The 26,768-nt window shown below is 61.1% G+C and carries 26 protein-coding genes; 13 read left to right on the forward strand and 13 right to left on the reverse strand.

What is annotated here, in order from left to right:
* Positions 1 to 213: 213 nt before the first annotated feature.
* Complete coding sequence (locus F7R26_RS36220) at positions 214 to 1,896, forward strand: sigma-54 interaction domain-containing protein (RefSeq protein ID WP_058697541.1); 1,683 nt, start codon at positions 214 to 216, stop codon at positions 1,894 to 1,896.
* A 42-nt stretch (positions 1,897 to 1,938) separates the two neighbouring features.
* Here the strand turns inward: F7R26_RS36220 and F7R26_RS36225 are convergent, their stop codons facing one another.
* The 6 genes from F7R26_RS36225 to F7R26_RS36250 all read right to left on the reverse strand — a co-directional run bounded on the left by F7R26_RS36225 (position 1,939) and on the right by F7R26_RS36250 (position 7,473).
* Entirely contained in the window at positions 1,939 to 2,997 is a 1,059-nt protein-coding gene (locus F7R26_RS36225) for an SDR family oxidoreductase (RefSeq protein ID WP_058697542.1), read from the reverse strand.
* A gap of 15 nt (positions 2,998 to 3,012) precedes the next feature.
* Positions 3,013 to 3,729 carry an SDR family NAD(P)-dependent oxidoreductase gene (locus F7R26_RS36230; RefSeq protein ID WP_058697543.1) on the reverse strand — a complete coding sequence of 239 codons (717 nt, stop codon included), beginning with the start codon at positions 3,727 to 3,729 and terminating at the stop codon, positions 3,013 to 3,015.
* Positions 3,722 to 4,165, reverse strand: coding sequence for a type II 3-dehydroquinate dehydratase (locus F7R26_RS36235; protein WP_058697544.1), 444 nt, complete (start codon positions 4,163 to 4,165; stop codon positions 3,722 to 3,724). The genes F7R26_RS36230 and F7R26_RS36235 overlap by 8 nt, the downstream gene beginning before the upstream one ends.
* Positions 4,165 to 4,797: a DUF4286 family protein gene (locus F7R26_RS36240; protein WP_058697545.1), complete on the reverse strand. Its 633-nt coding sequence runs from the start codon at positions 4,795 to 4,797 to the stop codon at positions 4,165 to 4,167. The genes F7R26_RS36235 and F7R26_RS36240 overlap by 1 nt, the downstream gene beginning before the upstream one ends.
* Positions 4,794 to 6,152 carry an MFS transporter gene (locus F7R26_RS36245; protein WP_081050225.1) on the reverse strand — a complete coding sequence of 453 codons (1,359 nt, stop codon included), beginning with the start codon at positions 6,150 to 6,152 and terminating at the stop codon, positions 4,794 to 4,796. Before F7R26_RS36245 ends, F7R26_RS36240 begins: the two co-directional genes overlap by 4 nt.
* A 298-nt stretch (positions 6,153 to 6,450) precedes the next feature.
* Entirely contained in the window at positions 6,451 to 7,473 is a 1,023-nt protein-coding gene (locus tag F7R26_RS36250; protein WP_058697547.1) for an aldo/keto reductase, read from the reverse strand.
* Positions 7,474 to 7,810: 337 nt separating this feature from the next.
* Between F7R26_RS36250 and F7R26_RS36255 the strand changes: the two genes are divergently transcribed.
* The gene (locus tag F7R26_RS36255; RefSeq protein WP_058697548.1) at positions 7,811 to 8,269 is read left to right on the forward strand and encodes an Lrp/AsnC family transcriptional regulator; all 459 of its coding nucleotides are present in this window, start codon (positions 7,811 to 7,813) and stop codon (positions 8,267 to 8,269) included.
* A 118-nt stretch (positions 8,270 to 8,387) separates the two neighbouring features.
* Here F7R26_RS36255 and F7R26_RS36260 read toward each other — a convergent pair whose 3' ends face one another.
* The 5 genes from F7R26_RS36260 to F7R26_RS36280 form a co-directional block, all read right to left on the reverse strand.
* Complete coding sequence (locus F7R26_RS36260) at positions 8,388 to 9,062, reverse strand: TetR/AcrR family transcriptional regulator (RefSeq protein ID WP_081050226.1); 675 nt, start codon at positions 9,060 to 9,062, stop codon at positions 8,388 to 8,390.
* A gap of 110 nt (positions 9,063 to 9,172) precedes the next feature.
* Complete coding sequence (locus F7R26_RS36265) at positions 9,173 to 10,816, reverse strand: cation acetate symporter (RefSeq protein WP_058697549.1); 1,644 nt, start codon at positions 10,814 to 10,816, stop codon at positions 9,173 to 9,175.
* Positions 10,813 to 11,172, reverse strand: coding sequence for a DUF485 domain-containing protein (locus F7R26_RS36270; RefSeq protein WP_058697550.1), 360 nt, complete (start codon positions 11,170 to 11,172; stop codon positions 10,813 to 10,815). Before F7R26_RS36270 ends, F7R26_RS36265 begins: the two co-directional genes overlap by 4 nt.
* A 36-nt stretch (positions 11,173 to 11,208) precedes the next feature.
* Entirely contained in the window at positions 11,209 to 12,432 is a 1,224-nt protein-coding gene (locus tag F7R26_RS36275; RefSeq protein ID WP_058697551.1) for an FAD binding domain-containing protein, read from the reverse strand.
* A complete protein-coding gene (locus F7R26_RS36280; RefSeq protein WP_058697552.1) occupies positions 12,429 to 12,908 on the reverse strand; it encodes a VOC family protein in 480 nt (159 codons plus the stop codon). The genes F7R26_RS36275 and F7R26_RS36280 overlap by 4 nt, the downstream gene beginning before the upstream one ends.
* A gap of 422 nt (positions 12,909 to 13,330) precedes the next feature.
* Between F7R26_RS36280 and F7R26_RS36285 the strand changes: the two genes are divergently transcribed.
* The 6 genes from F7R26_RS36285 (at position 13,331) to F7R26_RS36310 (ending at position 19,331) form a co-directional block, all read left to right on the forward strand.
* Entirely contained in the window at positions 13,331 to 14,536 is a 1,206-nt protein-coding gene (locus F7R26_RS36285; protein WP_058697553.1) for an ABC transporter substrate-binding protein, read from the forward strand.
* A 156-nt stretch (positions 14,537 to 14,692) separates the two neighbouring features.
* Positions 14,693 to 15,574 carry a branched-chain amino acid ABC transporter permease gene (locus F7R26_RS36290; protein ID WP_058697554.1) on the forward strand — a complete coding sequence of 294 codons (882 nt, stop codon included), beginning with the start codon at positions 14,693 to 14,695 and terminating at the stop codon, positions 15,572 to 15,574.
* A 62-nt stretch (positions 15,575 to 15,636) separates the two neighbouring features.
* Entirely contained in the window at positions 15,637 to 16,575 is a 939-nt protein-coding gene (locus tag F7R26_RS36295) for a branched-chain amino acid ABC transporter permease (RefSeq protein WP_241754817.1), read from the forward strand.
* Positions 16,565 to 17,317, forward strand: a complete 753-nt coding sequence (locus F7R26_RS36300; RefSeq protein WP_058697556.1) for an ABC transporter ATP-binding protein — start codon at positions 16,565 to 16,567, stop codon at positions 17,315 to 17,317. The genes F7R26_RS36295 and F7R26_RS36300 overlap by 11 nt, the downstream gene beginning before the upstream one ends.
* A gap of 9 nt (positions 17,318 to 17,326) precedes the next feature.
* Entirely contained in the window at positions 17,327 to 18,031 is a 705-nt protein-coding gene (locus F7R26_RS36305; protein WP_058697557.1) for an ABC transporter ATP-binding protein, read from the forward strand.
* A gap of 28 nt (positions 18,032 to 18,059) precedes the next feature.
* Positions 18,060 to 19,331: an NAD(P)/FAD-dependent oxidoreductase gene (locus tag F7R26_RS36310; RefSeq protein WP_058697558.1), complete on the forward strand. Its 1,272-nt coding sequence runs from the start codon at positions 18,060 to 18,062 to the stop codon at positions 19,329 to 19,331.
* Positions 19,332 to 19,358: 27 nt separating this feature from the next.
* On the opposite strand, the gene F7R26_RS36315 is transcribed toward F7R26_RS36310, so the two are convergent.
* Together F7R26_RS36315 and F7R26_RS36320 are read right to left on the reverse strand one after the other, a co-directional pair.
* Positions 19,359 to 19,655, reverse strand: coding sequence for an AzlD family protein (locus F7R26_RS36315; protein WP_256333794.1), 297 nt, complete (start codon positions 19,653 to 19,655; stop codon positions 19,359 to 19,361).
* On the reverse strand, positions 19,652 to 20,419 hold the full coding sequence (locus tag F7R26_RS36320) for an AzlC family ABC transporter permease (protein ID WP_058697559.1): 768 nt from the start codon (positions 20,417 to 20,419) through the stop codon (positions 19,652 to 19,654). The genes F7R26_RS36315 and F7R26_RS36320 overlap by 4 nt, the downstream gene beginning before the upstream one ends.
* Positions 20,420 to 20,864: 445 nt before the next feature.
* Between F7R26_RS36320 and F7R26_RS36325 the strand changes: the two genes are divergently transcribed.
* From F7R26_RS36325 to F7R26_RS36345, 5 genes are all read left to right on the forward strand, one after another.
* The gene (locus tag F7R26_RS36325) at positions 20,865 to 21,446 is read left to right on the forward strand and encodes a TetR/AcrR family transcriptional regulator (protein ID WP_058697560.1); all 582 of its coding nucleotides are present in this window, start codon (positions 20,865 to 20,867) and stop codon (positions 21,444 to 21,446) included.
* A gap of 27 nt (positions 21,447 to 21,473) precedes the next feature.
* Positions 21,474 to 22,397, forward strand: a complete 924-nt coding sequence (locus tag F7R26_RS36330) for a LysR family transcriptional regulator (protein ID WP_058697561.1) — start codon at positions 21,474 to 21,476, stop codon at positions 22,395 to 22,397.
* 411 nt (positions 22,398 to 22,808) lie between these two features.
* Positions 22,809 to 23,603: a class II aldolase/adducin family protein gene (locus F7R26_RS36335; RefSeq protein WP_256333795.1), complete on the forward strand. Its 795-nt coding sequence runs from the start codon at positions 22,809 to 22,811 to the stop codon at positions 23,601 to 23,603.
* A 154-nt stretch (positions 23,604 to 23,757) separates the two neighbouring features.
* Positions 23,758 to 25,212, forward strand: a complete 1,455-nt coding sequence (locus F7R26_RS36340; RefSeq protein ID WP_070940824.1) for an MFS transporter — start codon at positions 23,758 to 23,760, stop codon at positions 25,210 to 25,212.
* A 385-nt stretch (positions 25,213 to 25,597) separates the two neighbouring features.
* Positions 25,598 to 26,725 carry an alkene reductase gene (locus tag F7R26_RS36345; RefSeq protein ID WP_058697563.1) on the forward strand — a complete coding sequence of 376 codons (1,128 nt, stop codon included), beginning with the start codon at positions 25,598 to 25,600 and terminating at the stop codon, positions 26,723 to 26,725.
* Positions 26,726 to 26,768 lie beyond the last annotated feature (43 nt).

Genomic DNA, 26,768 nt, shown 5'->3' on the forward strand with positions numbered 1-26,768 from the left:
GGCGCGAAATTTGCGGCTACGCGAGTGATTGCCTGGGGGCTTAGGCACTGCCTGCGTTAGCGGCCTTGCGGGCGGATCGGAAGGCCGACGAACCGGGGGGAAACTGCTTAGAATGAGACTGTCTTTGCAGTGTCCTTGCCTGCCATCGAGAAGGCAATTGTGTAGTCGCCGAATACACAGCGTTCCGTAAAACAGACGAACCGTGGTGGAGACATGAAACGAGAATCAGAGGGCGTCCTCGTACTCGATGCCGAGGGCAACACAACATTCGCCAGCGGACTCGGCAGGGATTCGCTGGTCGCCAAGTCGCTGGGCCGGCTCTGGCAGAACCGCGACCGCGTGCCGCTCAGGCGGATGTCGGCCATGGCCGACCTGGAGCGCCCACTGACGGTCGCGGCGATCCCGACGCGCGATTCAGTGTGCTTCCTGATCTTTGCCGTGCAGGAAGGCGATGAGCTGAGCGAGTTCCTGGCAAGCGTGGATGCGGCGCCGGACATCCTCAGGCATTTCATTACCGATCCCTACAAGGCGATGGTCGTGGTGGATACGTCGGCGCGCATCACTTACATGAGCCCGGTCCATGAGCGCTTTTTCGGCCTCAAGCATGGCGAGGCGATCGGGCGGGATGTGACATCGGTGATCGAGAACACGAAGCTGCAGGAGGTGGTAGCGACCGGCAAGGGGCAGGTGGCCCAGTTGCAGGAGATGAACGGCGTGACGCGCGTGGTGTCGCGGCTGCCGATCTTCGATCGCAACAAGCGCGTCGTGGCAGCCATCGGGCAGGTGATGTTCAAGGGGCCCGAGGCCATGCGCGAACTCACCGTGGAGCTTGCCAAGGTCAAGCAGGAACTCGATTTCTATCGCCGGGAGTTGTCCGGGATCCGCAACCGGAGCTACGGCCTGGATCAGATCGTGGGCAGCAGCGATGCCGTGCGACGGCTGAAGGAGGACATCCTGCGCGTGGCGCCATTGGATGTGCCGGTATTGCTGGCGGGCGAGAGCGGGACCGGCAAGGAGATGGTGGCGCACGCGATCCATATGCTAAGCCCGCGCAGCGACAAGCCGTTAGTGCTGGTGAACTCGGCGGCGATGCCGCCCAACCTGGTCGAGAGCGAACTGTTTGGCTATGAGCCCGGCGCTTTCACCGGCGCGGACCGAAAAGGCCGCAAGGGCAAGTTCGAGGCCGCCGATACCGGCACGCTGTTTCTCGATGAAATCGGCGACATGCCGATCGACATGCAGGTCAAGCTGCTTCGCGTGCTGCAGGATGGCCAGTTCGAGCGTGTCGGGGGCGATCGCGCCCGGCATTCGGATTTCCGCCTGATATCGGCCAGCAATCGGGACTTCAAGGCGATGATCGCCAACTCGAGCTTCCGGCTGGACCTGTTCTATCGGATCAGCGCGGTGACGCTGCGGCTGCCGGCATTGCGCGACCGTCTGGAGGACATTCCGGAGCTGGCCGATACCTTCCTGGAGGCGTTTGCGATCCGGCACGGCGCGCCGAAGAAGTCGATTGCCGAATCCGCGATCCGCTTCCTCCAGTCGCGCGCCTGGCCGGGAAATATCCGGCAACTGCAACATGCGATCGAGCGCGCGGCAATCTTCTGCGACGGACCGGTCTTGTCGGTCGCAGAGTTCGGCAGTATGGAAGGCGCTGAGCAGACGCTGGCGTGGCGCCAGAGCGGAGCCCCGGCGGGCGCCGCGGAAAAGTCGCGGCAGCCCGATATCCGTGAAGCGAAGGAACGGCTGGAATCGGCGTTGATTTTGGAAGCCATGCGCCGTACCGGTGGTAACAAGAAGCGCGTCGCCGAAGAACTTGGGATCTCGCGTTCGTACCTCTACAAGCGCCTGAGCATGATGGAGGAAGAAAAGAGCGAGGTGCCGGCGCCGCGCTAGGCGGTTGCGCGGGCCGGCGGTGCAAGCGTCGCTAGTGCCCGCCTACGGAATGATCCGGTTTGCGCGCAGTTCGTCGAACTGGCGCAGGAACATTTGCTCCGAATCCACGGCTTCGCTGAAGCCATGCTGGCGAGCCTTGGTGGTGGACGAAATGACGTCGAACTCCGGGGTGAAGACGAAGTTTCCGTACTTCCAGCCCACCAGTTGCTCGTACGGGATCGGCCGCAGGTCGTGCTCCCTGACCAGTCGCTCCCAGAGCGGTCCCTTGTCGGCCATCATGTGGACCAGATCGATCTTCTGGGCCGCAGCGGTTTCCATGTCGAAGTAGCGCGCGATGGCGGGCCACAAGTCCTGCCACCGGAAAATGTCGCCGTTGGTGATGTTGAACGGCTCGTTGGCAGCGGCCGGATCGGTTGCCATCCACTTGCAGGCGCGTGCCAGCAAGCCGCTGTCGGTCACGTTGTACAGCGCGCGCGCGTTGGCCTCGGAGCCCGGATGGCGCAACGGCAGCCCCAGTGCCTTGGAGATAGTGGCGTACACGGCGAGGACCATGACGAGATTCATCGGGTTGCCGATGGCAAAGCCGCAGATGCCGTGGGGGCGCGCGGCAGACCACGTCCACGCCTTGCCTTTCTGGCGCTGGGCGATGAATGCCTGCTGGTCATAGTAGAAGTTGGGCGGCATGTGACCCGGGTCGGTTTCCTTTGCGGGCGTCTTGAACGGTCCGAGATGATTGCCATACCACTTGGTGCCGTGCATCAGGTTGACGTGCTGGAGCCGGTCCGCCACCGGCTCGATGGCATCCATCAGGTTCGCGAGCAATGCCATGTTCGGCGCCACCATTTCGGCCCAGCCGGCCTTCTCGATGTAGGCAGAGAAGAAGATATGGGTGACCTCCCGCAGCCCGCCGAGCTTGGCCTTCGTATCGCCGGCGTCAAGCAGGTCGGCCGGGATGTGGCGGTACTCGCCGGTGATATCTGGCTCGCGACGCGAAACGGCGATCACATCCCATTCCGGGTCGGCGGCAAGCAGCCGCAGCAGGTTCCGTCCTACCACGCCGGTGGCGCCGGCAATCAGTGCGGTCTTCCTTGGTTGTGTCATGGTGTCTTTTGCTGGTTATCGAATGGCCCGGCCGCCGTCGACGCTCAGGGACGCTCCGGTGATGAAGGCGGCTTCCGCGCTGCACAGGAAGGCCGCCGCCGCTGCCTGGTCTTCCGCGGTCGAGATTCGCTTCAGGGGATGCAACGCCAGCCGCTCCTGGGCCCGATCCGCGGTGTTGCCATGAATGTTGCGGAACATCGGGGTATCGACGGTGCCGGGGCAGATCGCGTTGACGCGAATGCCGTCGTTGGCCAGTTCCAGTGCCAGGGCGCGGGTCAGGGAATCCACGCCGCCCTTGCTGGCGGCGTAAGCGCTGTGACGCAGGCTGCCGCGCAGCGCGTCGATGGAGGCCACATTGAGGATGCACGGCGAGTCGCTGCGCTTCAGCAGCGTCAGCATGGTCCGGCAGCCAAGGAAGGCGCCGGTCAGGTTGACGCCGATGACTTCGTTCCAGTCCGCCAGGCTGGTGTCCTCCAATGGCGCCTCGCGCAGGATGCCGGCATTGTTCACCAGCACGTCGAGTTGCCCGACTTCGGTACCGATACGATCTGCCAGCCTTTGCCAGTCCGCTTCGGAGCGGACATCACCGCTTACGGCGCGCTCGCGATCCTGCGGCATGCGGTCAAATCGGTATACGGTCCAGCCGTCCCGTTCGAAGCGTTCGGCAATGGCAAGGCCAATGCCAACGGCCGCCCCGGTAACCAGCGCCGTTCTTGGTTTCGCTTCAGGCATGTTTGTTCCTCTTGTGAATGACCTTCTGGATGGCAACCAGCGCAAGCCGGTAGGAGTCGACACCAAGCCCTGTCACCATGCCTGCGCTCTCGGAAGCGGTAACAGAATGCATGCCGCGGGCGTCGATATTGCTCATATGCACTTCGATGTAGGGCAGCGGCACCGCTTTCAGGCAATCGCGCAAGGCATGACCCGCATAGAGAAAGCCCGCGGGATTCATGACAAGACCGTCTACTTGCTCGCGTGTGGCGCGATAAATGGCGCTGATGGCTTCACCTTCGACGTTGGTGTAGAGGATGTCGAGTTGCATGCCGAGCCCCACGGCGTCCGCGCGCAGGATGTCGTCCAGTTCGGCGGCGGTGGTGGTGCCATAGATTTCCGGCTGGCGAAAACCCAGATACTCCATGTTGGCACCCTGGATCAGCAGAATTCGCATTACAAGTCCTCCTGGTTCAGTGAGCACAGCAGACGATAGGTGCCGACGTAGGCGTCCGGGAACTGCCGGCGCAGCGTGTTCGCCACGCGATTTGCCACTTCGGGCCGCAGGTATTCCAACACCAGGCAGGCGTTGATCTTCACGTCACCGCCGCGCAGTGCTTCTTCTGCGGAGATCTCCTTCGTGTCGGGCTCCGCCGAGATCCACATCTCGGAATGCGTGTGCGCCGCGTCGACCTCCAGCATGCCAACGGCGTCGCGCAGCCGCGGGTAGGCATCGGCTGCATTCAGCGCAACGGTCAGCACCACGCTGCCGCGACTCGCCCCGCGGAGATCGCGCCGCTCGCAGACCGTGCGGGACATGTTGGTGAAGCCGTCCTGCATCATGGAGATGGTGCGCGCGGTGGGGTGGGCGAGCCGTTCGCGATATGCCGCCGACCTCAGCACCTCGGGATGGACCACCTCGTAGGTGGTCAGGAACTGCCGCGAAGCGCAGATGGCTTCGAACCGGCGACCCGTCAGGAAGCCGGCGATGCCAAGCCGCTCCGGCAGGTGTTCCTCCTGATACCAGGATTCGTAGGCTGCTGCGCGCGACGCATTGCAGTCATTCCAGATAGCCAGGATCCCGCTCATGCGCGTGCTCCGGCTTGCGCTTCGGCCGACCTGAGTTGCCGGGGCAGCCCCAATGCCATGCACGCGGCGATCACGAACGTTCCTGCCAGGAACACCAGGCCAACGGTGTCGGTGTGGAAGGTCTGGCGGAACACGCCGAGGATGTATGGGCCGAAGAAGCCGCCGATATTGCCGACGGAATTCACGAGCGCCAGAGCAACGGCCGCCCGTGCGCCGGCAAAGTGCTGTGACGGAAAGCTGTAGAACAGGGGCACGGCTGCCTGCATGCAGGCAGCCATGCATAGCCCGGCGAACGCCAGGATAGCGCTCTGCGCGAATGCGGACATGGTCAATCCGATCGCCGCCAGCATCAGGATGGCGCTGAGCACGCCGGCGCGATTCTTTTCGCGCGGCGGAATGCGCGACAGCGTGAAGAGCGCCATGGCGCAGAACACCCAGGGCACCGCCGAGAGCAGTCCGGCCTGGACCGCGCTGACCGAGAAGCGCAGCTTGATGATCTGCGGCAGCCAGTAGGTGACGGCGTAGAAGCCGATGAGCATGGACGTGTACTGGAAGCAGTAGTACCACGCCGCGCGGGTCTTCATGACCGAGGCGATGGCGCTCAGGCCGTGACTGTCATCGGCCCCGCTGTTCCGGTCGCTGCGGATCGCCGCGATGAGCGTCTGCTTCTCGCGGGCCGTCAGCCATCGCGCCTTCTCAGGGGTGCTGGCCATGGCGAAACAGGTGATGATGCCCACCACCACGGCCAGGGCGCCCTCGATGATCAGGACCCACTGCCAGCCGGAAACGCCAAGGATCCCGTCCATGGTCAATAGGGCGGCGGTCATGGCGCTGCCCAGCGCCAGTGAAATGGGAATGCCGATCTGGAATACCGCAAATGCCCTGGTCAGATAGCGGATCGGCACGAACAGACTGAGATAGAAGAGAATGCCGGGGTAAAAGCCGGCTTCGCCGACCCCAAGCAACAGGCGGAAGATATAGAGCGACGTGGCACCGGTGACCAGGGATGTGCCCATGCAGATCAGGCCCCACGTGACCATGATCCGGGCGATCCAAAGCTTGGCGCCGTAACGTTGCAGAGCAATGTTCGATGGGATCTCGAACAGCACATAACCGATAAAGAAGAGTCCCGAGGCCAGACCGAACATTGCCGGCGTCAGGCCGAGCGCGGCTTGCATGTCGGGGCCGGCAACGGAGAGGTTGGTGCGGTCGACATAGGACACGAAGATCCCGATCAATGCCAGAGGCATGATCTTTCGGATGACTTTCGATACGATGCGCTGCTGTTCTGCGATGCTCTCATCAACCGCATCGGGACTAAGTGCCCCGGGAATGGACTGAAGCGATGTCGTCATGTCTCCTCCATTGTTGGAGTGGATGTTGGATAGTTAGGACGGAAGAAGCTCACCGGAAATCCCTCCGCCGGGGAAGCCTCGCAACATCGATGCCATGTCCGCGACGACGCAACTGAAGGGCAAACAGGCGTGCCTTCTGGGGTCGGAGCGTTGTCAGGATGACAATTGTGTCCACGTACATGTTTGCCGCGAGGACATCGGTCCTGGCGCGCGGCGCGCGCCACTCAAAAAAGGCTGGAAAGAACGGCCGGCATCAGGCCGGCCGGTCGCGGCGGCGTCGGGCTGTCAGTGCCAGGTCCTAAACGTGTCCCAGCACCGGATGCGGTTCATATCCTTCCTCGAGGTGCCGAACTTCTTCGGGTGTGAGCCTCACTTCCAGCGCGGCCACCGCCTGGTCCAGTTGGGCCGCCTTGCTGATGCCGATGACGGGAGCCGTCACGCCCTTGTGCAGTAGCCAGGCATAGGCCAGTTCCGCGTTGCTGATGCCCTTCTGGCCGGCCATCCGGGTGAGGTTGTCGACGACATTGAAATCCGATTCCCGAAAATAGAATTTCTTGGCCAGATGATCGGTCTTTGCGCGCTCGGTGTCTCCGAACCCCTCACGCTTGCGGTTGCCCGCGAGGAAGCCGCGGGCGAGCGGGCTCCACGGCAGCAGGGCTACACCGGAGTCCTTGCACAAGGGATTCATTTCGCGCTCTTCTTCCCGGTACAAGAGGTTGTAGTGGTTCTGCATGCTGACGAACCGGGTCCAGCCATTTTCCTTCGCCACCTGCTGGGCCTTCGCAAATTGCCACGCCCACATGCTGCTGGCGCCGAGATAGCGGACCTTGCCGGCCTTGACCACATCATGCAAGGCCTCCATCGTTTCCTCGATCGGCGTCTGCGTGTCGTAACGGTGGATCTGGTACAGGTCTATGTAGTCGGTACCCAGGCGCTGCAACGAAGCGTCGACCGCATGGAAAATGCGTTTACGGCTCAAGCCATCCCTGTTCGGCCGGCGCACGAACGAGGCCATCTTGACGCCCTCGTAGGCAATATCGACCGGCTCGTAGACCTTGGTAGCGACCACGGCTTCTTCGCGTCGGCTCCCCGGAAACATCTCTTTGAGGAACTTGCCGGTCAGGACCTCCGACATGCCGCCCGAATAGGTGTCGCCGGTGTCGAAGAAATTGATGCCAAGGTCGACCGCGCGTTTGACCAGCGGCCGGGATGCGTCTTCATCCATGACCCAGGGACGCCACTCAGGGCTCCCGAATGTCAGCATGCCGAGGCAGATTCGCGAAACCTTCAGGCCGGTCGTGCCGAGGCGGACGTATTCCATGCGTATGTCTCCAGGTTGTATGCATGACGCTCCGAGGATCGGAGCGGAAGGCATTGCTTCCGCACCGTCTGTCGGGTCGAGCGATTGGCTGAGCACTATGCATGCCAGCCTGGGATCGTCCTCTCTACGTTCAGGCGGCGTGTGCAGAGGCGCTTTTGTGGCGTTGGCATGTACGCGCAGAGGACAATGACTGTCCGCGGTTGTGCACGCGGAAGACAGTTGGGCGCCTTAGCCTGCGAGACCAGTCATTCACGGCGACTAAGTGCAACGAATCGATGTGCTAGCATGGCGTGCCACACGAACACTCAAGCAGGCCCATCCTGCCCGCCGTGAGAACATGAAGCTCGACAACATCGATCGCCGGATTCTGAACGCCTTGCAGGAGGATGGACGTTTGCAGAACGTGGATCTGGCCAAGCGGGTGGGGCTGTCTCCTTCGCCCTGTTTGCGGCGCGTCAGATTGCTGGAGGAGGCGGGAGTTATCGAGCGCTACGTTGCGGTTGTGAACCCGGCGAAGGTGGGCGTGGGCCTGACGGTCTTCGTGCGAGTTTGGCTCAAGGGGCAGGACGAGGAGACGGTCAACAGCTTCGTGGCAGCCATCAAGGACATGCCCGAGGTGACGGAGTGTCACCTGATGGCGGGCGACTGCGACTTTCTCTTGCGCGTCGTGAGCCAGGATCTGGACGCGTACCGGCAGTTTCAGATGACCCATCTTGCCCGGTTGAAGGCCGTCCAGAACGTCAAGAGCGAAATCCCGATGCAGCGGATCAAGCAGACGTCCACGATCCTCCTTTGAAGCTGCATTGCGTGGCGCGATGCAGATCTCGCCGTATCAAAGCCGTCGAGGCTGCATGTGACCGCCGAGGTGGCCACATGCTCGAGTCAGCCCGCGGCAGGGAAGTTCCAGCGTTGCGCTAAATCGTGGCGCCTTGGATTTTGCGCAAGGTAGCCGGGGCACCGCACAAGAATATGTCGACCTTTTGTCGGATGACCGCTTCCATGTCGTCCGGCACACTGAGTCCATACACCCACTTGCGCACGCCCAGATAGAAGATTGCCGCGTGCAGGCTCCAGACCATCTCGATCGCGGCATCGTTTTCCGCGGCATTGCGCGGCGCGGCAATGCCGAACGCTTCGCGTATCTCAGCCAGGACCGGCAGGAAGACCTTGCTGCGCAGCATGTCCATGTACCTGTCGTTGATGCCCTCGTGGGTCAGGCCGGAAAAGATGAACAGCCGGATCCATTCTTCGCGCAGGATCACTGACGAGTAGTCGATATAGAAGGCATAGAGCCGCTCGATCAGTGGGAGCGAACAGTCGGCGATCTGCTGTTCCCATTCGGGACGCCACTGGAAGACCTCGTTGTACACGCGCTCGATGAGGGCCTCCTTGTTCTCGAAGTACCGATAGAGCAGCGGCTGGGTGATCCCGATCTGCCTGGCGAGATCGCGCGTACTGCCTCCGAAGCCGCTCCGGGTAAAGTGTTCGATCGCCTTTTCGACAATCTGCTGTTGCCGTTCCGCGGGCAGGAGCCGACGGGCAACTTTGTCGGAGGCGCTATCCCAATCCGCTACTTTGCTTGTTTCCATGATGTATGGCCCGACTTTGCCGCGGATCGCGCCCGTGGGAACCCGACCATGCCGCGGATGCTCCGGTTAAGGGCCCCTCTCCCAGGTGGGAGAGGGTAGAAGTCATGCCCTTACGCCTCGGCCGTCCCCTTGGTCCCCATCCCCAATTCACAAGCCACGCGCTGATTCTGATACGCCGCACGCTCCCACGCGCCTCTTGCCGAACGGTCCGTCACCGAGAAGGCGTAGATGCCGGCGAACGCGACCAGCATGGAGAACAGTGCCGGATACTCGTACGGGTAGATTGCCGAGGCATGGCCCAGTACCTGCACCCAGACCGTTGGGCTCAGGATCGTGAGAACCACAGCCGTGACGAGTCCCAGCGTCCCGCCGATTACGGCGCCACGCGTAGTCAGTCCCCGCCAGTAGATCGACAGCAGCAGCACCGGGAAGTTGGAGCTGGCGGCAATCGAGAACGTCAGGCTGACGATGAAGGCGATGGTCTGCTTCTCGAACAGGATGCCGAGCAGGATCGACAGCACACCCAGCACCAGCGTAGTGGTACGCGAGACCCGCATCTCATCCTTCTCAGATGCCTTGCCTTGGCGAATGACCGTTGCATAGAGGTCATGCGAGATGGCGGAAGAGCCAGCCAGGGCGAGCCCGGCAACGACGGCAAGGATAGTCGAGAACGCCACGGCGCAGATGAAGCCGAGGAACACGTTGCCGCCGACCGCATGGGCCAGGTGCACGGCCACCATGTTGACGCCACCGATCACGGCACCTGTGCCATTGTGGTACAGCGGATCGCCGGCGACCAGTGCGATCGTGCCGAAGCCGATCACGATGATCATGGCGTAGCCAGTGCCGACGATGCCGGTGGCATAGAGCACGCTCTTGCGCGCGGCCTTGACATTGCTGACGGTGAAGAAGCGCATCAGGATGTGCGGCAGGCCTGCGGTGCCGAAGATCAGCGCCAGGCCGAGCGACACGGCCGACACCGGGTCGGACACCAGACCGCCTGGACGCATGATGGCGTCATGCTTGCCATGCGTGGTGACGGCATGCTCGAACAGGCTGTTCAGGTTGAAGCCAAAGCGGCTCATCACCATGAAGGCCATGAAGGCGCAACCGGCAAGCAGCAGGACGGCCTTGATGATCTGGATCCAGGTGGTGGCCAGCATGCCGCCAAAGAACACGTACACGACCATCAGCACGCCGACCAGCACCACGGCCGAGGTGTAGCTGAAACCAAACAGCAACTCCACCAGCTTGCCCGCGCCCACCATCTGCGACACCAGATAGAGCAGGACGATCACGATCGAGCTCGACGCCGAGAACGCCCGGATGGGTCGCTGCTTGAGCCGGTACGAGAGCACATCGGCGAGCGTATAGCGGCCCAGGTTGCGCAACGGCTCCGCGATCAGGAACAGGATGATCGGCCAGCTTGCCAGGAAGCCGATCGAATAGATCAGGCCGTCATAGCCGCTGGTGAAGACGAGCGCCGAAATGCCGAGGAGCGATGCGGCGGACATATAGTCGCCGGCAATGGCCCAGCCGTTCTGCATGGCGGTGATCTTGCCGCCCGCGGCGTAGTGGTCGGCGACGCTGTTATTGCGCTTTGCCGCCCACCGCGTCACGACAAGCGTCGCGGCTACGAACACCAGGAACATGGCAATGGCGATCAGGTTCAGGCCCTGGCCAACCGGCGGGGTGGCTGCCAGCACGGGAGTGGCAGCCGTGAGGGCAGCGGCTGCAGTCAGTACGCGTTTCATGACGGCTCTCCCTGGCGGATCTCGTCGATCATCTTGTCGTAGACGGTGTTGCTGCGGTACACGTAGACTGCCACCATCGCGAACGTGAAGGCAAACATGCCAAAGCCGATGGGAATGCCCACCGTCATCGGCTGTCCCGGCGTCAGCGGCACGGCAAGCAAGTCCGGGCGGAAGGCCAGCGTGAGAATGAAACCGAAGTAGACCAGCAGCATGACAGCGGTGAGCGTCCAGGAGAAGGCGCGACGCGCGCGGTGCAAGCGCTCGAAGCGCGGTTGCCTCAGCATCGGGTGCGGGTCCACCGAGCCGTCGATGCGGGCTAGTCCTGGCGCCGAAGGAAAGGGGGCGGTGTGGGTCATGACATTGTCTCCATATGCCTGTTGTCTGGATCTGCGTCAGAACTGACGGGATACTGCTGTCTCGCGCATGACCGCCTCCGGTGTGCGATAACGTTCGGCCATTTCGCGGTCCTGATCGCTCTTGAGCTGGGCCTGCATGTAGGCGCCGAGGTGGCGCGCGTGCTCGACAATCGCATGTCCGAACTGGACGCGCTCGGTACTGTACGCGTCGAGGGCCGTCTCGACGGTCGAATGTTCGCTGAGGGCGCGCACGATTGCCATCGCATCTCCCGCAGCCTTGGTGACGCCCATGCCGCAGTGAGGGCGGGCGACAAAAGCGGCGTCACCGAGCAAGGCAATCCTGCCGAAAGCCATGCGCGGCACCGTCAGATCGAAGATCGGCTGGAACAGTGGTTGGGCTGTCTTGGTGACGACCTCGGCAAACTGCGGGGCGAGCAAGGATGTCGCCGCATCTTCCATGTCGGCGATCACGTCGGGGCGAATCAGGCCCGGCGGGATGCCGTTGGGCCAGCGCTTGCCGCTGGCGTCAGTCAGCAGATCGGGCAATTCGTCGTCCTCGCGCGTCGCGCGATACCAGACGAAGTTGTAGCGACGCTGCCCAGGTTCGGTGCTGTTGGCTTCACCCGCCACCGGATACCCGAGGATTTGCTCGCGCGGAGGCAGGCAGAAGGCGAACTTGTCAAAGATCGCCGCGTGAGTGTCGGGCGAAAGCTGTGACTCGTCGACCAGGCCGCGCCACGCAATGTATCCGGCGTATTCCAGGCCGGCCGAAGGCAAGAGCTGTTCGCGCACGCTGGAACGGAAGCCGTCGGCGGCGATAACCAGATCGGCCCGGTGGGTCGAACCGTCCTGCAGCGTCACCGTAGCGTGGTCCCGGTACGTATCGACGGACGTCACGAACGCGCCCGTCCGATAGGTGCCCGTGAAAGCCTTGCCGAGCACGTCATACATCTTGCCCCAGGCGGTCAGCGTCTGAGGCATGTCCCGATCGGCAAGCGACACACCCTCCCGGGAGAGCGTGATTCGGGTATTGACGTGCACGCCAATGCTTTCATCGACCACCACGCCCGCCGATGCCAGCGCGTCGAACAATTCCGGGTGCGTGACGATGCCGGCGCCGCGCCCAGTCAGCGCTTCGGGCGTGCGCTCGAAGATCTCTACATTCCAGCCATTGCGGCTGAGCATGTTGGCCGCAAACAGCCCGCCCAGCGATCCACCTACGACAATCGCCTTCGGCTTGTTGTGCAATACGGTATTCATGCCAGTGCTCCAGTCTTTGCTTGTGCACTGTCGGGCAGTGCCAGTCCTGCCACTTCGGCAGCGGGGTAGTTGAGTTCGATCGTGACGCCGGAAGGATCCTCGAGGAAAACCTGATGCAGGCCGAGGCTTGGTACCGTGCGATCACGCCAGGAGATGCCTTCAGCACGCAGGGTCGCCCACATCTGCTCGACGCCCGTGGCCAGGAAGGCGATGTGGTCCAGCGTGCCGGTGCCAGACGCGGGCAGGGATTTGTCGCCCAGATAGGCGGACAGGCCGGAAGGGTTGTCCGGATCCACGCCAATGATGTGAACCGTCCCGTAGTCGCTCTCGTCGTCACCCATATAGAGCCATGCGCCGGGAAAGTCGAAGGGTGGTCGATAGCCGCGCCGGAACCCCAGGACGCGTTCGTAGAACGCGCAGGACCGCTCCAGGTCCGTGGTGCGTATCGAATAGTGTGCTAGTTTGGCCAGTGCCATCGAAGCCTCCTGTAAATTATCAACCGATCAGTGATCGATGGATAAATAGTAGGGCGGAAGCTGTTGGAGGCCAAGAACCTCTAGGGTGGGACATACCCTAACTTCCTGATTATTTTCGGCCGATAAATGACCTGGGGTGCACCTTTAGACGCCGAAGCGTGGAAGCCGGCGAGTTCGTCAGTCTGATTGCTGCTGCGCAAACTGAAAAGCGATCCGTTGGCAGGGTAGACGGGAGGTCACAATCACAGCGGCAGCCTTGCCCAAGGCGTCCTCAGACCAGGTGTACTTCTCCGGGTTTTCCCTTCGTATTTATCATTTGACAAGCAATTTGACGTATATCAAAGTTATCGATAGCTAAACAAAGAACCGGGCTGCATCGAATAGCTGCGGCCTAACAGGAGACCTTCATGGGACATGCAGTCATGGGTGCGCAGCGCACCGCTCGTCGCTTCTGTATTGGGGTGTTCGCTGGCTTGCTCGCCGTGGGTGCGCAAGCACAGACGATCAAGATTGGGCTTCCTGTACCGCTTACCGGTCCCTACGGCGCGGAGGCAAAGGACCAGGTGCGAAATGCCGAGCTGGCCGTCAAGGAATTCAATGATGCCGGCGGTCTGAACGGCCGCAAGGCCGAGTTGCTGGTGCGTGACGACAAGCTCAATCCCGGTGAGGCAGCCACGCGGACCCTGGAATTGCTCGAGAAGGACGGTGCGCAGTTCATCGTAGGTGGTCTTTCTGCCGCGACGCAGCTATCCATCAACAACGTTACCAAGCAGCGCAAGGTCATCTATATCTCGATCAGTCAGTCCGACGTCATTAATGAGGCGACCGATGCGAGCCCTTACACGTTTCATGAGGCAATGAATCCCCACATGACGACGCAGGCCGTGGGCCGCTATGTCTTCAAGAAGGGGATGCGTATTGCCTTCCTGACCGCTGACTACGCCTATGGCCACGAGATGACGCGCGGCTTCACGCGAGTGGCCAAAGACCTTGGCGCCGAGGTGGTTGGCGAAGTGCGGCATCCGCTTGGGCAACAGGACTACTCCACCTTTCTGCCACGGCTGATGGCACTCAAGCCGGATGTGCTGATATTCAACAACTTCGGCCGCGATAACCAGATCTCCATCAAGCAGGCCTCGGACTACGGCATGAAGAAGTCCATAAAGTTCGTCACCCCCGTGATGACTTACACCTCTCGCGTCGCAGGCGGGGCTAACACATATGAAGGTGTCATTGGCGGGACGCAGTACTTCTGGGAGATGGAAGCGACAACGTCATCCGCGAAAGCCTTCAATGCGGCTTTCCGGGCCAAGAACGAGGGACGCTACCCGTCTGACTATGGCGCGATGGCATACTCGGCCGTCAAGTCATTGCTCCTGGCGGTCAAGTCCGCCGGTAGCAGCGAGACGGAAAAGGTCGCGACGGCGCTGCGCAACCTGAAATATGACACCTACAAGGGGCAGCAGTACTACAGACCCTGTGACCAGCAATCCGTTCAGTCGGTACTTGTGATCCAGTCGAACTCCAAGGAAGCGGCCAATCCCGACGACGTGTTCAAGGTTTTGCACGTCGAACCAGCCAGCGAGAAGCTGTTGCGTCCGTGCACCGAACTCGGCTTCAAGGGCTGAGCTATCGGCAGGTCGGTATGGGGCGATCCGTTACAACGCTGGTCGTCCCTACGGAGCATGATGTCACTGATCGTGGCTAGCGCCTTGCACCTGCAGCGTCGCCAGAGGAAGTTTTAGGGCTGTCGTAGCGGGCGCACGGCGAGAGGCGGGAAAGCGATGGAAATCTCATTAGATCTACTGGCACTGCAGCTCTTTACAGGGCTGGCGCTAGGTGCAATTTACGTGCTGCTGGCGGTCGGCCTGTCCCTTATCTTCGGGATGCTGACAGTTGTCAATTTTGCGCACGGCGCCTTCTACATGATAGGCGCCTATGTTGGGCTGCTGGCTGTCGAAAAGACAGGAAGCTTCTGGGCTGCGCTCGTAGTTGCTCCGTTGACCGTTGCGGCCATTGGCATGCTATGCGAGCGATGGCTGATTCGCCCCTTGTATGGTCGCGGTATCGACTACCCGCTTCTGCTCACCTTCGGCTTGTCATACATCATGGTCGAGGCCATACGTATCTGGTTCGGAAAGGCCGGGCTGCCGTTCGACACCCCGGAAGTCCTGCAAGGGGCTACTAATCTTGGCTTTGCCGATTTTCCTACCTACCGATTGTTTGTGATCGGCGTCGTTTCGCTTCTGCTGCTCGCCTTGTGGTTGCTGATCGAGCGGACGCCATTCGGCCTGATTGTCCGGGCAGGAGCCCGTGACCCGGTCATTGTTCGCGTACTTGGCATCGACGTCTCACGTGTCTGGCTGATCGTGTTCGGGATGGGTACTGGCATTGCGGCGCTGGCTGGCGTCCTGTCGGCGCCGTTGCAAGGCGTATCGCCGGAAATGGGGACGTCCGTTCTCACTGTAGCTTTCGTTGTTACCGTTGTGGGCGGGATGGGGTCCTTGATGGGTGCCGTCGTGGCGGGCTTGCTTGTCGGCGTTGTGGAGAGCATGGCCGTACTCTTCTTCCCTGAGGCAGCGAAGGTGTCCATGTTCGTGATCATGGCCGCAGTGCTTCTCATCCGGCCGCAAGGACTCTTCGGCCGAACAGGATTGATGACATGAAGAACTTCCATGTTCATGGCGCCATTCGCCTAAGGAATGAAGCTACCGGACTTGCAAGCCAGATGTGCAGGGTTGTCGCGATGCACCGCGTCCTGGCGACTGTCGTCTTCTTCGCGGCATTTCCATGGCTGGTGCCCTACCACTCATTGGCCATCAACGTTCTGATCTATGGACTGTTTGCAGTCGGCTTCAACCTGCTGTTCGGATACACCGGTCTCCTTTCGTTTGGCCATGCCGCATTCCTCGGGGTCGGTGCATATTCGGCGGGCATTCTTATCGCACAGTACCAATTGGCATGGTGGGCGGCGATTCCCGCGGCCATGGTCGCTGGCTGCATGGTAGCCCTCGTGATGGGACTCCTGGCCATTCGGACCAGGGGCATCTACTTTGCGATGGTGACGCTGGCGCTGTCCCAATGTGTTTACTTCCTGGTTTATCAGATGCCAAGCTCCGGGGGGGAGAACGGATTGCGAGGCGTGAACATTGCCGAGCTGGATCTCTTTGGATTCCGTCTGGACCTGCTCGATCCGTTGCAGAAGTACTACTTCATCTTCGCGCTCGTCTCGGTCTCTCTTTGGGTGCTCTCTCGCATCCTCGCATCTCCTCTGGGTGGCGTTATCGAAGCCGTCCGCGAGAACGAAGCTCGCGCCCGTGCCTGTGGTTTCGATATTGAACGCACGAAGCTGTTGGCATTCGTCCTTTCCGCCGCCTTCTGCGCCCTTGCCGGAGCGCTCAACGCTATCCATCTCGGAAGTGTTCCCATTGAAACACTCCATTACTCGACGTCCGGGATGGTTGTAATGTTGTGCCTGCTCGGAGGCATGGGCACTTATTTCGGTCCGTTCGTCGGCGCGGCGCTGTTCCTGCTTATTCAGGATTTTGCTTCAGGCTGGACTGAGCACTGGCAGCTGATTGTCGGGGCGGTCTTCGTGGTCTTCGTGCTCTTCTTCCCAAAGGGCGTCTGGGGCACGTTTCTGGAGAAGGTGCACCATGAGCGCTGACGCCATTATTGAAACCAGAGGGGTCAGCAAGCGCTTCGGTGACTTCAAGGCGCTCACTGATGTGAGCGTGAGCATTCGCCCCGGAATGCTGACGTCTATCATCGGCCCTAACGGCGCTGGAAAGAGTACCTACTTCAACCTGCTGTCCGGTGCGTTCGCGCCTAGTGAAGGTCGGATTCTGTTCATGGGCAGGGATATCACCGGCATGCGGCAACACGAGTTCGCGCATATCGGGATCGCCAAGTCGTTTCAGATCACCAGCCTTTTTCCGAACTTCACCGTGCTCGAAAACGTACGGATTGCTTTGCAAGCGCACGTTTCGCGCTACGGTATGTGGCGCCGACGCTCAGCCTTGTCGGGGCTGACGGAGCAAGCCAGCGTCCTGCTGGAGACAGTGGGACTTTCTGGCCGCGCAAAGAGCTTCGCCAGGGAACTCGCGCATGGGCAGCAACGGTGCCTCGAGATCGCCGTCGCTCTTGCTGCTCAACCGAAGTTGCTACTGATGGATGAGCCGACCGCGGGAATGAGCCCGGAGGAAACAAAGGTGATGATGGGACTTATCCGCCGACTCGTGGAACAGCGGACGGTCGTGCTTGTCGAGCACAAGATGAAGCTTGTCATGGGGATCAGCGAGCGTGTCGTAGTCCTGCATCACGGTGAACTGATCGCGGAAGGTACGCCGGATGATATCCGGGCCAATGATTTGGTGAAGCGCGTGTACCTTGGACAAGGCAACCATTGAGGGCACATCATGCTGGAAGTTGCGAATCTCAACGCCTGGTACGGGTCGAGTCACGTATTGCAAGGTGTCGACCTCAAGGTTGGTGAGGGCGAGCTGGTCTGTCTTATCGGCCGCAATGGGGCAGGTAAGACCACTACCGTGAAGTCCATCGCTGGTCTCATGTCCAAGGTCACCGGGTCGGTAAAGTTTGAAGGCGTTGAACTCCTGGGGCAGCCTGCGCATAAGAGATACTTGCGGCAACTCGCCTACGTCCCGGAGGAGCGTCGCATCGTACCTGGTCTCACTGTTCGGGAAAACATTCGACTCGGACTGCTCGCGTCGCCGCACCGTACACGAGAGTCGGATGTCATTGATGAAATTGCCGAGACTTTTCCTCGACTGAAGGAGCGGCTCGACCAGCAGGCAGTGACAATGTCTGGCGGTGAGCAGCAAATGCTTGCCATTGCGCGGGCAGTGGCATCGAAGCCGAAGATGGTGCTGCTCGACGAGCCGTCCGAAGGGATCATGCCAGTTCTCGTGGATGAAATGTTCGAGTATTTCGCGGCATTGAAGCGCGCCGGAGTCACGATTCTCCTCATCGAACAGAACGTGGGCCTGGCCTTGAGAATTGCCGACCGCGCCTATATTCTGGATCAGGGCGAGGTAGTCTACAGCGGTACGGCGCAAGCAATGCTGGGCGACGAGGAAATCCAGGAGCGGTATTGCTCGGTCTGATCAGACGAGTGACGGAGGGCCAGAAGCCATGAAGACTGATGACACCGAACGGCGTGCGAGAGTTGTCCTTACCGGCGCGACGGACAGCAAGAAGGCCTTCGAGTTGAGGGACTTCCTGAACCGTAGTGTTGTCGCGTTCGACTGGAGGCCTTTGCAGTCGGATGAGGACGCCAGGACGATACCCGGCATCCGTGGATTGGACGATACACGTTTGCCCGTTTGTGAGTTTCCGGACGGAACGCGCTTGTTTGATCCGAGCGTCAAGGAGGTCGCCGCGCGACTGGGATGGGTGCAGGTACCGCGGCTGCGAGAATACGACGTTTCCATCTACGGTGCGGGCCCAGCCGGATTGAGTGCGGCCGTTTACGCTGCAAGCGAGGGGCTCAAGACCGTTCTTATCGAACGTCACGCGGTAGGTGGACAGGCGGGCTGCTCATCGCTGATCGAGAACTACATGGGTTTTCCGCAAGGCATCAGTGGTGCCGAGCTGGCGGAACGCGCCCGCCAGCAAGCCGTTCGATTTGGTGCCGAGATTCTCCAGATGCGCGAGGGTGTCAATGCTACGTTCGAGAATGGTCAAATCATCGTCGACATGGCCGATGGCTCGAAGCTCAGGGCAAAGACCAACATCTGCGCGACGGGCATCGAATGGCGAAGGTTGAACCTGCCGAACGAGAGCCGCTTTTTGCACGCGGGGTTGTTCTACGGGGCGGGCGCAAGCGAAGCACCCATATGCAAAGGTGAAACGGTTTATGTGGTAGGCGGAGGTAACTCCGCCGGTCAGGCGGCCATGCACCTGTCCGAGTACGCCGACGAGGTTGTGATGCTTGTGCGAGGCCCGTCGCTGGCCGCAACGCTCTCGGACTATCTCGTGAAGAAGATCGAGCGATCGAGTGTCGTGCGTGTCGTCAGCAACTGCGAAGTGGTTGCTGTCGACGGGGACCATCGCTTGCGAGAGGTAACGGTTCGCGATCGCGTGAACGGCGGGACGGAAACACTTGCCGCCACGCGCATCTTCGTGTGTATCGGCGGGGCACCACATACCGAATGGGCTCGCAATACCGACATCGTGCGGGACGCCGCCGGGTATCTGGTCACGGGGCCTGATTTGTTGCGGGATGGACGTGCCCCCGAGTCGTGGCCGCTGCAAAGAGCGCCGTTTTATCTCGAGACGAGCGTGCCAGGCTCGTTTGCAGCAGGCGACGTTCGGCACAACTCGATCAAGCGGGTTGCGTCGGCTGTGGGCGAGGGCGCCATGGCGGTGTCGTTCGTTCATCAGCACCTGGCCCATCAGGGGTGAGGCGCCGTTACTTGCGTCGTGCGTCAATTAGCCGAGCAAATATCGCAGTGTCCCCGCAGAAGCGATGCCGATCACGACGGTAGGAAGGATCGAGAGCCGCGTGGCGGCCGCTAAAGTCAGTGCGAGGGCTGCGAGGTCGGCGGGGCGATCCGATACAAAATATGGCGCAATGACTGAAATCAGTACGCATCCCGGTGCGACTTCCAGCGTGGCGGCAGCGCGCGGACTCAGTTTCCTGTTGTGCAGCAGGAGGTACCCTCCGATACGCGTCAGATAAGTGACCGAGGCCATAGCGAAGATCGTGGCAAGTGTAAGGAATGTCACTGCTTCGCCTCCTTGCGATCAGCCATCCAGTATGCGGCGGTGACGCCGGACAAGGCACCGGCCAACACATACCAGGCGCCAGGCACCAGAAGATGTGTAATCGCCGCGACGGCCAGGCTGACAAGCCATGGCCTGGCTGTGCGAAGGTCTTTCCACATGCCACGCATCAGCACCAGAAACACGGCAGGGAAAGCCATGTGGAAGCCGTAGGCCTCAACATCACCAAGTATCGGTCCAACTGCCGCGCCGATGGCAGTGCACCCGACCCATGTCAGATAGAACGGGGCTGCGACGCCCCAGTAATACGGCAGGCTCAACACGGGCAACACGGGCGTTCGCTGGCGTTGGGCGCGTTGTTTTGCATCTGCCAGCCCGAACGCCCAGCTTTCGTCGCACATCACGAACAGCGCAGCTAGTGCCTTGCGCCGAGGCAGGTGGTGAAGCAATGGTGCGAGCACTGCGCCCATCAGGAGATGGCGGCTATTGACCAGCAAGGTGATCGCAACAATCAGAAGAACGCTGGGCGGGGACGCCCACAAGGCGATTGCGGCAAATTCCGAGCCGCCGGCAAAGTTCAGGCCGGTCATCAGGGAGACTTCCGCAGGGTTCAGGCCGTGGCGAGCCGCCTGTGCGCCGAGTACGAGGCCAAAGGGAACAAAGCCAACCAGCATGGGCACGCTGTCCCTAGCTCCCCGCTTCAACTCCGCAAGTTGCTGAACCTGTGCCGGGCGTCTTCCAACGTTCTGGCCCTCTACTGCTTCCATCTCACTACAGTCCTTCGTTGGCCGGATTTGTCAGGCCACAATTCAAAGAAAGCATTGTATGCGCTTTTGGTAGCAATTTGCTTGTTTTGTTGTGGTAAATTGATTGGTTGCTTGGTGTCTGATGCCAGAAATGTCAGAAACGTTGGCAGTCAATGCCAGGTAGGTTTCTTGGTGCCGCGTGATACATTCGCCGGGGACTTGATAGGTTTCGCGGGGCCTCGTCAGAAGTGGAACGTGAGATCTTCTTCGCAATCGGAGGGCCAATGGTTCGCCCCTGCCTTTGCCTTACAATTTATCGCCTGATTGGTAGAATGGAGGCGTAACACGCCATTGTCTGGTGCCAGGGGGATGCATGGAGCGAGGGGAAACAGGGGCGAGGGGGGAAGCGCCCGAGAAGACCGGTAGACGGCTTCCACCAGAGGAGCGGGAAGAGCAGATTGTCCGCATGGCCATCGAGCACTTCACGCGCAATGGCTTCTCCGGCAGCACGCGTGAACTGGCCAAGCAGATCGGTGTGACCCAGCCGCTGCTGTACCGCTACTTCGAAAACAAGGAAGCGCTGATCGACCGCGTCTACAACGAGGTATTCCAGTGGCGCCGGGAGTGGGAGCGGCAGATTGCCGATCGGTCCGTGCCGCTCGTCGAGCGCCTGCCTGCCTTTTATGTCGACTACGCGTCGGTGATCTTGCGCGAGGAGTGGATCCGGATCTTTATTTTCGCCGGCCTGACGCGGGAAGGGATCAACAACAAGTATCTCAGCAAATTGCGCAACCGAGTCTTCCTCCCGGTGCTGGCCGAGGTGCGGGCCGAGTTCGGCATCGGCGAGCCGCGCAATGCGGCGGAGCTGGAGGCGGAAATCGAGATGATCTGGAGTCTGCATGCGTCGATCTTCTATCTCGGGTTGCGCAGGTGGGTGTATGGTCTGAAGGTACCGGTGGATATTGATGCGGCCGTGCGGCAGCAGGTTGATATGTTCCTTAACGGCGCGCCGGCAGCCATGCGCAAGCTGCGGCAGGCGCGCACCTGAGCAGGCGCAAGCTCGGAGACGCATGGCATGGATAAGCTGCTGGCACTGAAGATGTTTGTCGAGGCCGTGGATGCCAAGGGATTTTCGGCAGCGGCCAGGCGGCTGAACCTGGCCACCTCGTCGGTCACGCGCACCATCGATGGACTTGAGGAGGAGCTCGGCGCCGTGCTCCTGAACCGTTCGACGCGGCAGGTAACAGTCTCCGAAGCCGGTGCAGCCTACTACCAGCGGGCGCGCAAGATCCTTGAAGCCGTGGCTGAGGCGGATTCACTGATTGCTGACCGGGGCGATACGCCGGTCGGTCAGTTGCGCGTATCTTTGCCCGTCGCATTTGGACGTCGCTGCATTGCCCCGTTCCTCGGCGGCCTGATGGCCAAGTATCCCCAGCTGGAACTTGAGGTGACAATGACCGACGAGATCGTCGATCTGATCGGCGAGCGCATCGACGTGTCGATCCGGCTCGGCAGCGCGGCATCGTACGACGATGTCGTGGCGCGCCAGGTTGGCGTATTCCGGCGAAGGGTCGTTGCCAGCCCGGCATACCTGCTTGAGCGTGAAATCCCGGCATCGCCGATCGAACTGGCAAACCATTCGTGTCTGCGCTTCAACTACGGGGCCCATCCTCAAGTCTGGACATTCCATCGCGAGGGCGAGGAGGTTCAGGTGCCTGTCTCAGGGCGATTCCGCAGCAACAATGCCGAGGTGCTGCGCGAGCTGGCGCTCGCCGACGGCGGCGTCGGCCTTTTGCCGGATTGGATGGTCGATGAGGACGTGCAGGCTGGCAAGCTGACGTCATTGTTCGATGACTGGACGGTCAATCCCAATCGTGCCAGCTCGGCAATTACAGCGCTGTATCTGCCTAACCAGCGCGGCTCCCGCCGTATTGCGGCCTTCCTCGACTTTCTGGGCGAGATACCTGGCCCGACTCACAGGGACAGGGCCGCGGCTTAATTGCCCGTTGTGTACCTCGCATTGCGGGTTACATTCAAGCTGATTCTCCAGGCTTGCGATCCTGATGCCTCCTCCTCCAGGAGGATGTCCCCCAGAGGCGTGGCCAAGTCCGCGCTGTGCTTTACGACAACATTCCTGCAACTCGAGATTTCCTACACGGCGTATCCGATTCGCTTCTGATAAGTGAATGAGGCCGAGGGTGCTGCGGGCGTATGCCGTGTCGTCGCGACGAACATGTCGAAGACAAAGTGTCTCTCGCGCGGGCATTTCGCTGCGCGCTGCCAACGGCTGTTCCAGTTGGTCTTATGCAAACGCTTAATTGCGCCGTGGCATCGGGGTCCGTTGTTCTGCTGCTGGCATAGGCCTTGCTGATTGGCTCGGGCCCGATAGGCCAACAACAACAGACAGGAGATACCCATGCGTTCGAACTACAGCGATGCCGAGTGGAAGACGCGCTGCGAACTCGCAGCGCTCTATCGAATCCTAGCCCATCACAGAATGACGGATCACATCTATACGCACATCAGCGCGCGGGTGCCCGGCACGGATGAACATCATTTCCTGATCAATCCGTATGGCCTGATGTTCCATGAAATCACGGCTTCCAGTCTGGTCAAGATCGATATGCATGGCCGGATCCTGGAGAGCGGAAGCAAGGGACCGCAGCGGGTGAATACCGCGGGCTTCATGATTCATTCCGCAGTCCACATGGCCCGCCATGATATTTCCTGTGTCGTGCATACCCATACCGCCGCAGGTATCGCAGTATCCGCACAGGAACAGGGGTTGTTGCCCATTAGTCAGCACGCGCTCAAGTTCTACGAGCGAATCTCTTACCATGAGTATGAAGGAATCGCGTCAGACGAAGCGGAGCGGGCCAGGCTGGTAGCTGACCTTGGAAACAACAAGGCAATGGTCCTGCGCAACCATGGACTGCTGGCGGCGGGAACCACGGTCGCGGAGGCGTTTATTGTCATCTACTATCTGGAGCGTGCATGTCAGGCGCAAGTGGCGGCACTTGCCGGCGGCTCCAGGCTGACATATCCGCCTGTCGCGGTGAGGCAGCACACCGCGCAGCAGTTTGCAGAACTCGATATTGCCGACAACCTCGCCATCGATACCGGTGGCCTGCAAAGCTACCATCAGGTCGGCTTTGACGCAGCGATCAGATTGATCAAGGACGACGCTCCGAGATACGACAGCTGACGCCTGGCGTCGCGCAGCGCCGGGCCTCTCCGGCTTCCGAAAGTCTGTACGAAAGGTGTATCGCCCCGAATTGCGAAAGCGAGCAAGGCAGGCGGTCAACCGCGCACGCCTGCTCGCCTGGTACAACGCATAACTATATAAGGATGGAAGAGACATGACCCCAGTCGATCAGCGCTGTATGCGCAAGATCCTCATCCGGTTCCTCCCCTTGTTGCTGATCTGCTATGTGGTTGCGCACCTGGATCGCGTCAATGTCGGCTACGCGGCATTGACGATGAACCACGATATCGGCTTGACGACGGCGGCCTTCGGGCTGGGTGCGGGCCTGTTCTTCATTACGTACTTTGCTTTCGAGATTCCGTCCAACCTGGCCCTGGAGCGGTTCGGCGCGAGACGCTGGATTGCCCGCATCATGCTCACCTGGGGACTGCTGTCCGGTGCCACGGCATTCGTGCAGGGCGAGACGGGCTTCTACGTGGTCCGCCTGCTGCTTGGTGCGGCGGAAGCCGGGTTTTTCCCAGGCATCCTCATTTTTCTGACGCTATGGGTGCCGGGCAAATGGCGGGCAACCTTCGTCGGCAGCTTTATGGTGGCGATTCCGCTGGCAAGCGTGGTCGGTGCGCCGGTCTCCGCCTTTCTGATCAACAGCCCTGGACTCTGGGGGCTGAAAAGCTGGCAGACGATGTTCCTGATCGAAGCCGTGCCCGCGATCTTCCTCGCCTTCGTTGTGCTAAGGGTGTTGCGTGACACGCCGGACCAAGCTGAATGGCTGGATCCCGAAGAGAAGCGGTGGTTGCAGCAGGCACTGGCCGCAGAACGGCAGCAGGCGAGTGGAGGGCAGAAGGAGACGCTGGTCGATATCCTGAAGAATCCACGGGTCTGGTTGCTCGCCTTTGTCTACTTCGGCATCACGGGATTTTCTTATGGCATGGCCTTCTTCCTGCCCCTGATCTTGAAAGATGCAAATCTGTCCGTGATGCAGACCGGCGTGGCTACGGCGTTGCCGTTTGCCGTCGGAGCCATTGGCATGGTGGTCTGGGGCAGGCGCTCCGATCGGTTGGGGGAACGCCGGCAGCATGTCCTCATCCCGTTGATGATTGCCGTGGTGGGTCTTGCTGCGTCCACGATGGCGCCGTCTCCCTGGCTCAAGATCGTCCTCATCAGCGTTTCGGCCTTCGGGGTCATGGCGGCACTGCCGGTGTTCTGGACGTTGCCGCCACTGCTGTTCGGCGCCTCGATCGGGGCGGGAGGCATTGCGATGATCAATTCGCTTGGCAACATCTCCGGCTTCGCGCACTCGCTGCTTATGGGAGTCATCAGGGATAAGACGGGAAGCTACACATATGGCCTGATTCTCATCTCGGTGGTCGGTGCCTGTGGCTTCATCGTGTTGATGGTATTGACCCGGAAGCTGTCTGGCCGACCGGGGAACAGTCTCTCCCTGACACCACAGCGACAACCGACAGGTTGCGGGAGTCATACGGACTTCGTAACCACAGGAAGCCGCGCTAGCGCAGCCTATGGCGGGCCCGCCTCCTCCTTCGGCAGGGGCCGTTCGTCGACGCATGTAAAGGAAAGAGGGGAAGCGGATTCACATGCTGCTTCATGATCCATCGGGGCGCGCTCCGCGGCGCTACGCGTAAGGAAGCAGCGGCCACCAGCCCATCTTGCGCGCGCTGCCCATTCTCCAGGCGTGCCGCGGACAGGGTTTTCTGAGCCTGGCGGCACGTCTTTGCGGGAGAACAGGGTGGGGCATGTGTGCCGCCCGGGCTGACTTGAGCCAGACGTTGCGCCGCGCGCAACGCAGACTTGCGCTACGAACCCATTCTCAGCGAAGGGCGGCTTGCCTACGCTTCAAGGCACCGGAGCCCTGTCGGGCCAATTGCTCGCAGGACATCGAAGCTCCGCGCGTATCGTTCGCCGCCTCACCATCACCGGGAGCTCGCGGCGCAACAGGATCGAAAGCACTTCTCCACGCATCAGGAAGTCCATCCATGACTACTCATCTCTTCCGTCCGATCTCGGTCGGTCCGCTGTCCCTGCCGCATCGCGTGGCGATGGCGCCACTTACCCGTTCGCGTGCGGGCCAGCCCGGCAACATACCGACCGACATGAACACGACGTACTACCGGCAGCGTGCATCGGCGGCGTTGATCATCTCGGAAGCGACCCAGATTTCGCCGCAAGGTCAGGGCTACGCCTGGACACCCGGTATCCATACCGAGGCGCAGATCGATGGCTGGCGGGCCGTGGCCGATGCCGTTCACGCTGAAGGGGGCAGGATGTTCCTGCAGCTGTGGCACGTGGGCCGGGTTTCGCACCCCATGTTCCAGCCCGGCAACGCGTTGCCGGTCGCCCCCAGCGCCTTGCCTGTTCCTGGCAAGACCTTCGTAACCGATGCGGACGGCAATGGCATCTGGGCCGAAATACCGGTGCCGCAAGCCCTGACGGCGGCGGGGATTGCAGACATCGTGGCGGACTACCGCCAGGCTGCACGCAATGCCATATCTGCGGGGATGGACGGCGTGGAAATCCATGCAGGCAACGGCTACTTGCTCGACCAGTTCATCAATTCCGCCAGTAACCATCGGCAGGACAACTATGGCGGCAGCATCGAGAACCGCGCGCGCTTCCTGCTCGAGGTGGTTGACGCGGTCAGTGCGGAGATTGGTGCCGAGCGCGTGGCCGTACGCCTGACGCCAATGGGTCGCTTCATGGGCATGGGCGATGCGACGCCGGAGGACACCTTCGGCTACATCGTCGGGCGCCTCAACGACTGGCCGCTCGCCTACCTGCACCTCGTGGAGCCCGCCATCGTCGGCACTGTGCGGGATGAGCAGGTTGATCCTCGCTGGGACGCCATCATCCGACAGTTGCGCAAGACCTATCAGGGGGTGTTGATGCTGGCGGGCGGCTATGACGGTGAGAGCGCCGAACGAGCCGTCGCGGATGGCCGTGCCGACATCATTGCGTTCGGTCGTCCGTTCATCGGCAACCCCGACCTGCCTGAACGGCTGCGTGGCGACCATCCGCTGAATACGCCCGACCCTGCCGCTTTCTTCGGTGGCGGCGCGGAGGGCTACGTGGATTATCCCGAACTGGACCAAAGTCAGGCGGCGTGAATACCCCTGCCTTTCCGGTACACGACCCAATAAATAGCTGACA

Origin of the sequence: Cupriavidus basilensis, assembly GCF_008801925.2 — a bacterium.
GTDB lineage: Bacteria > Pseudomonadota > Gammaproteobacteria > Burkholderiales > Burkholderiaceae > Cupriavidus > Cupriavidus basilensis.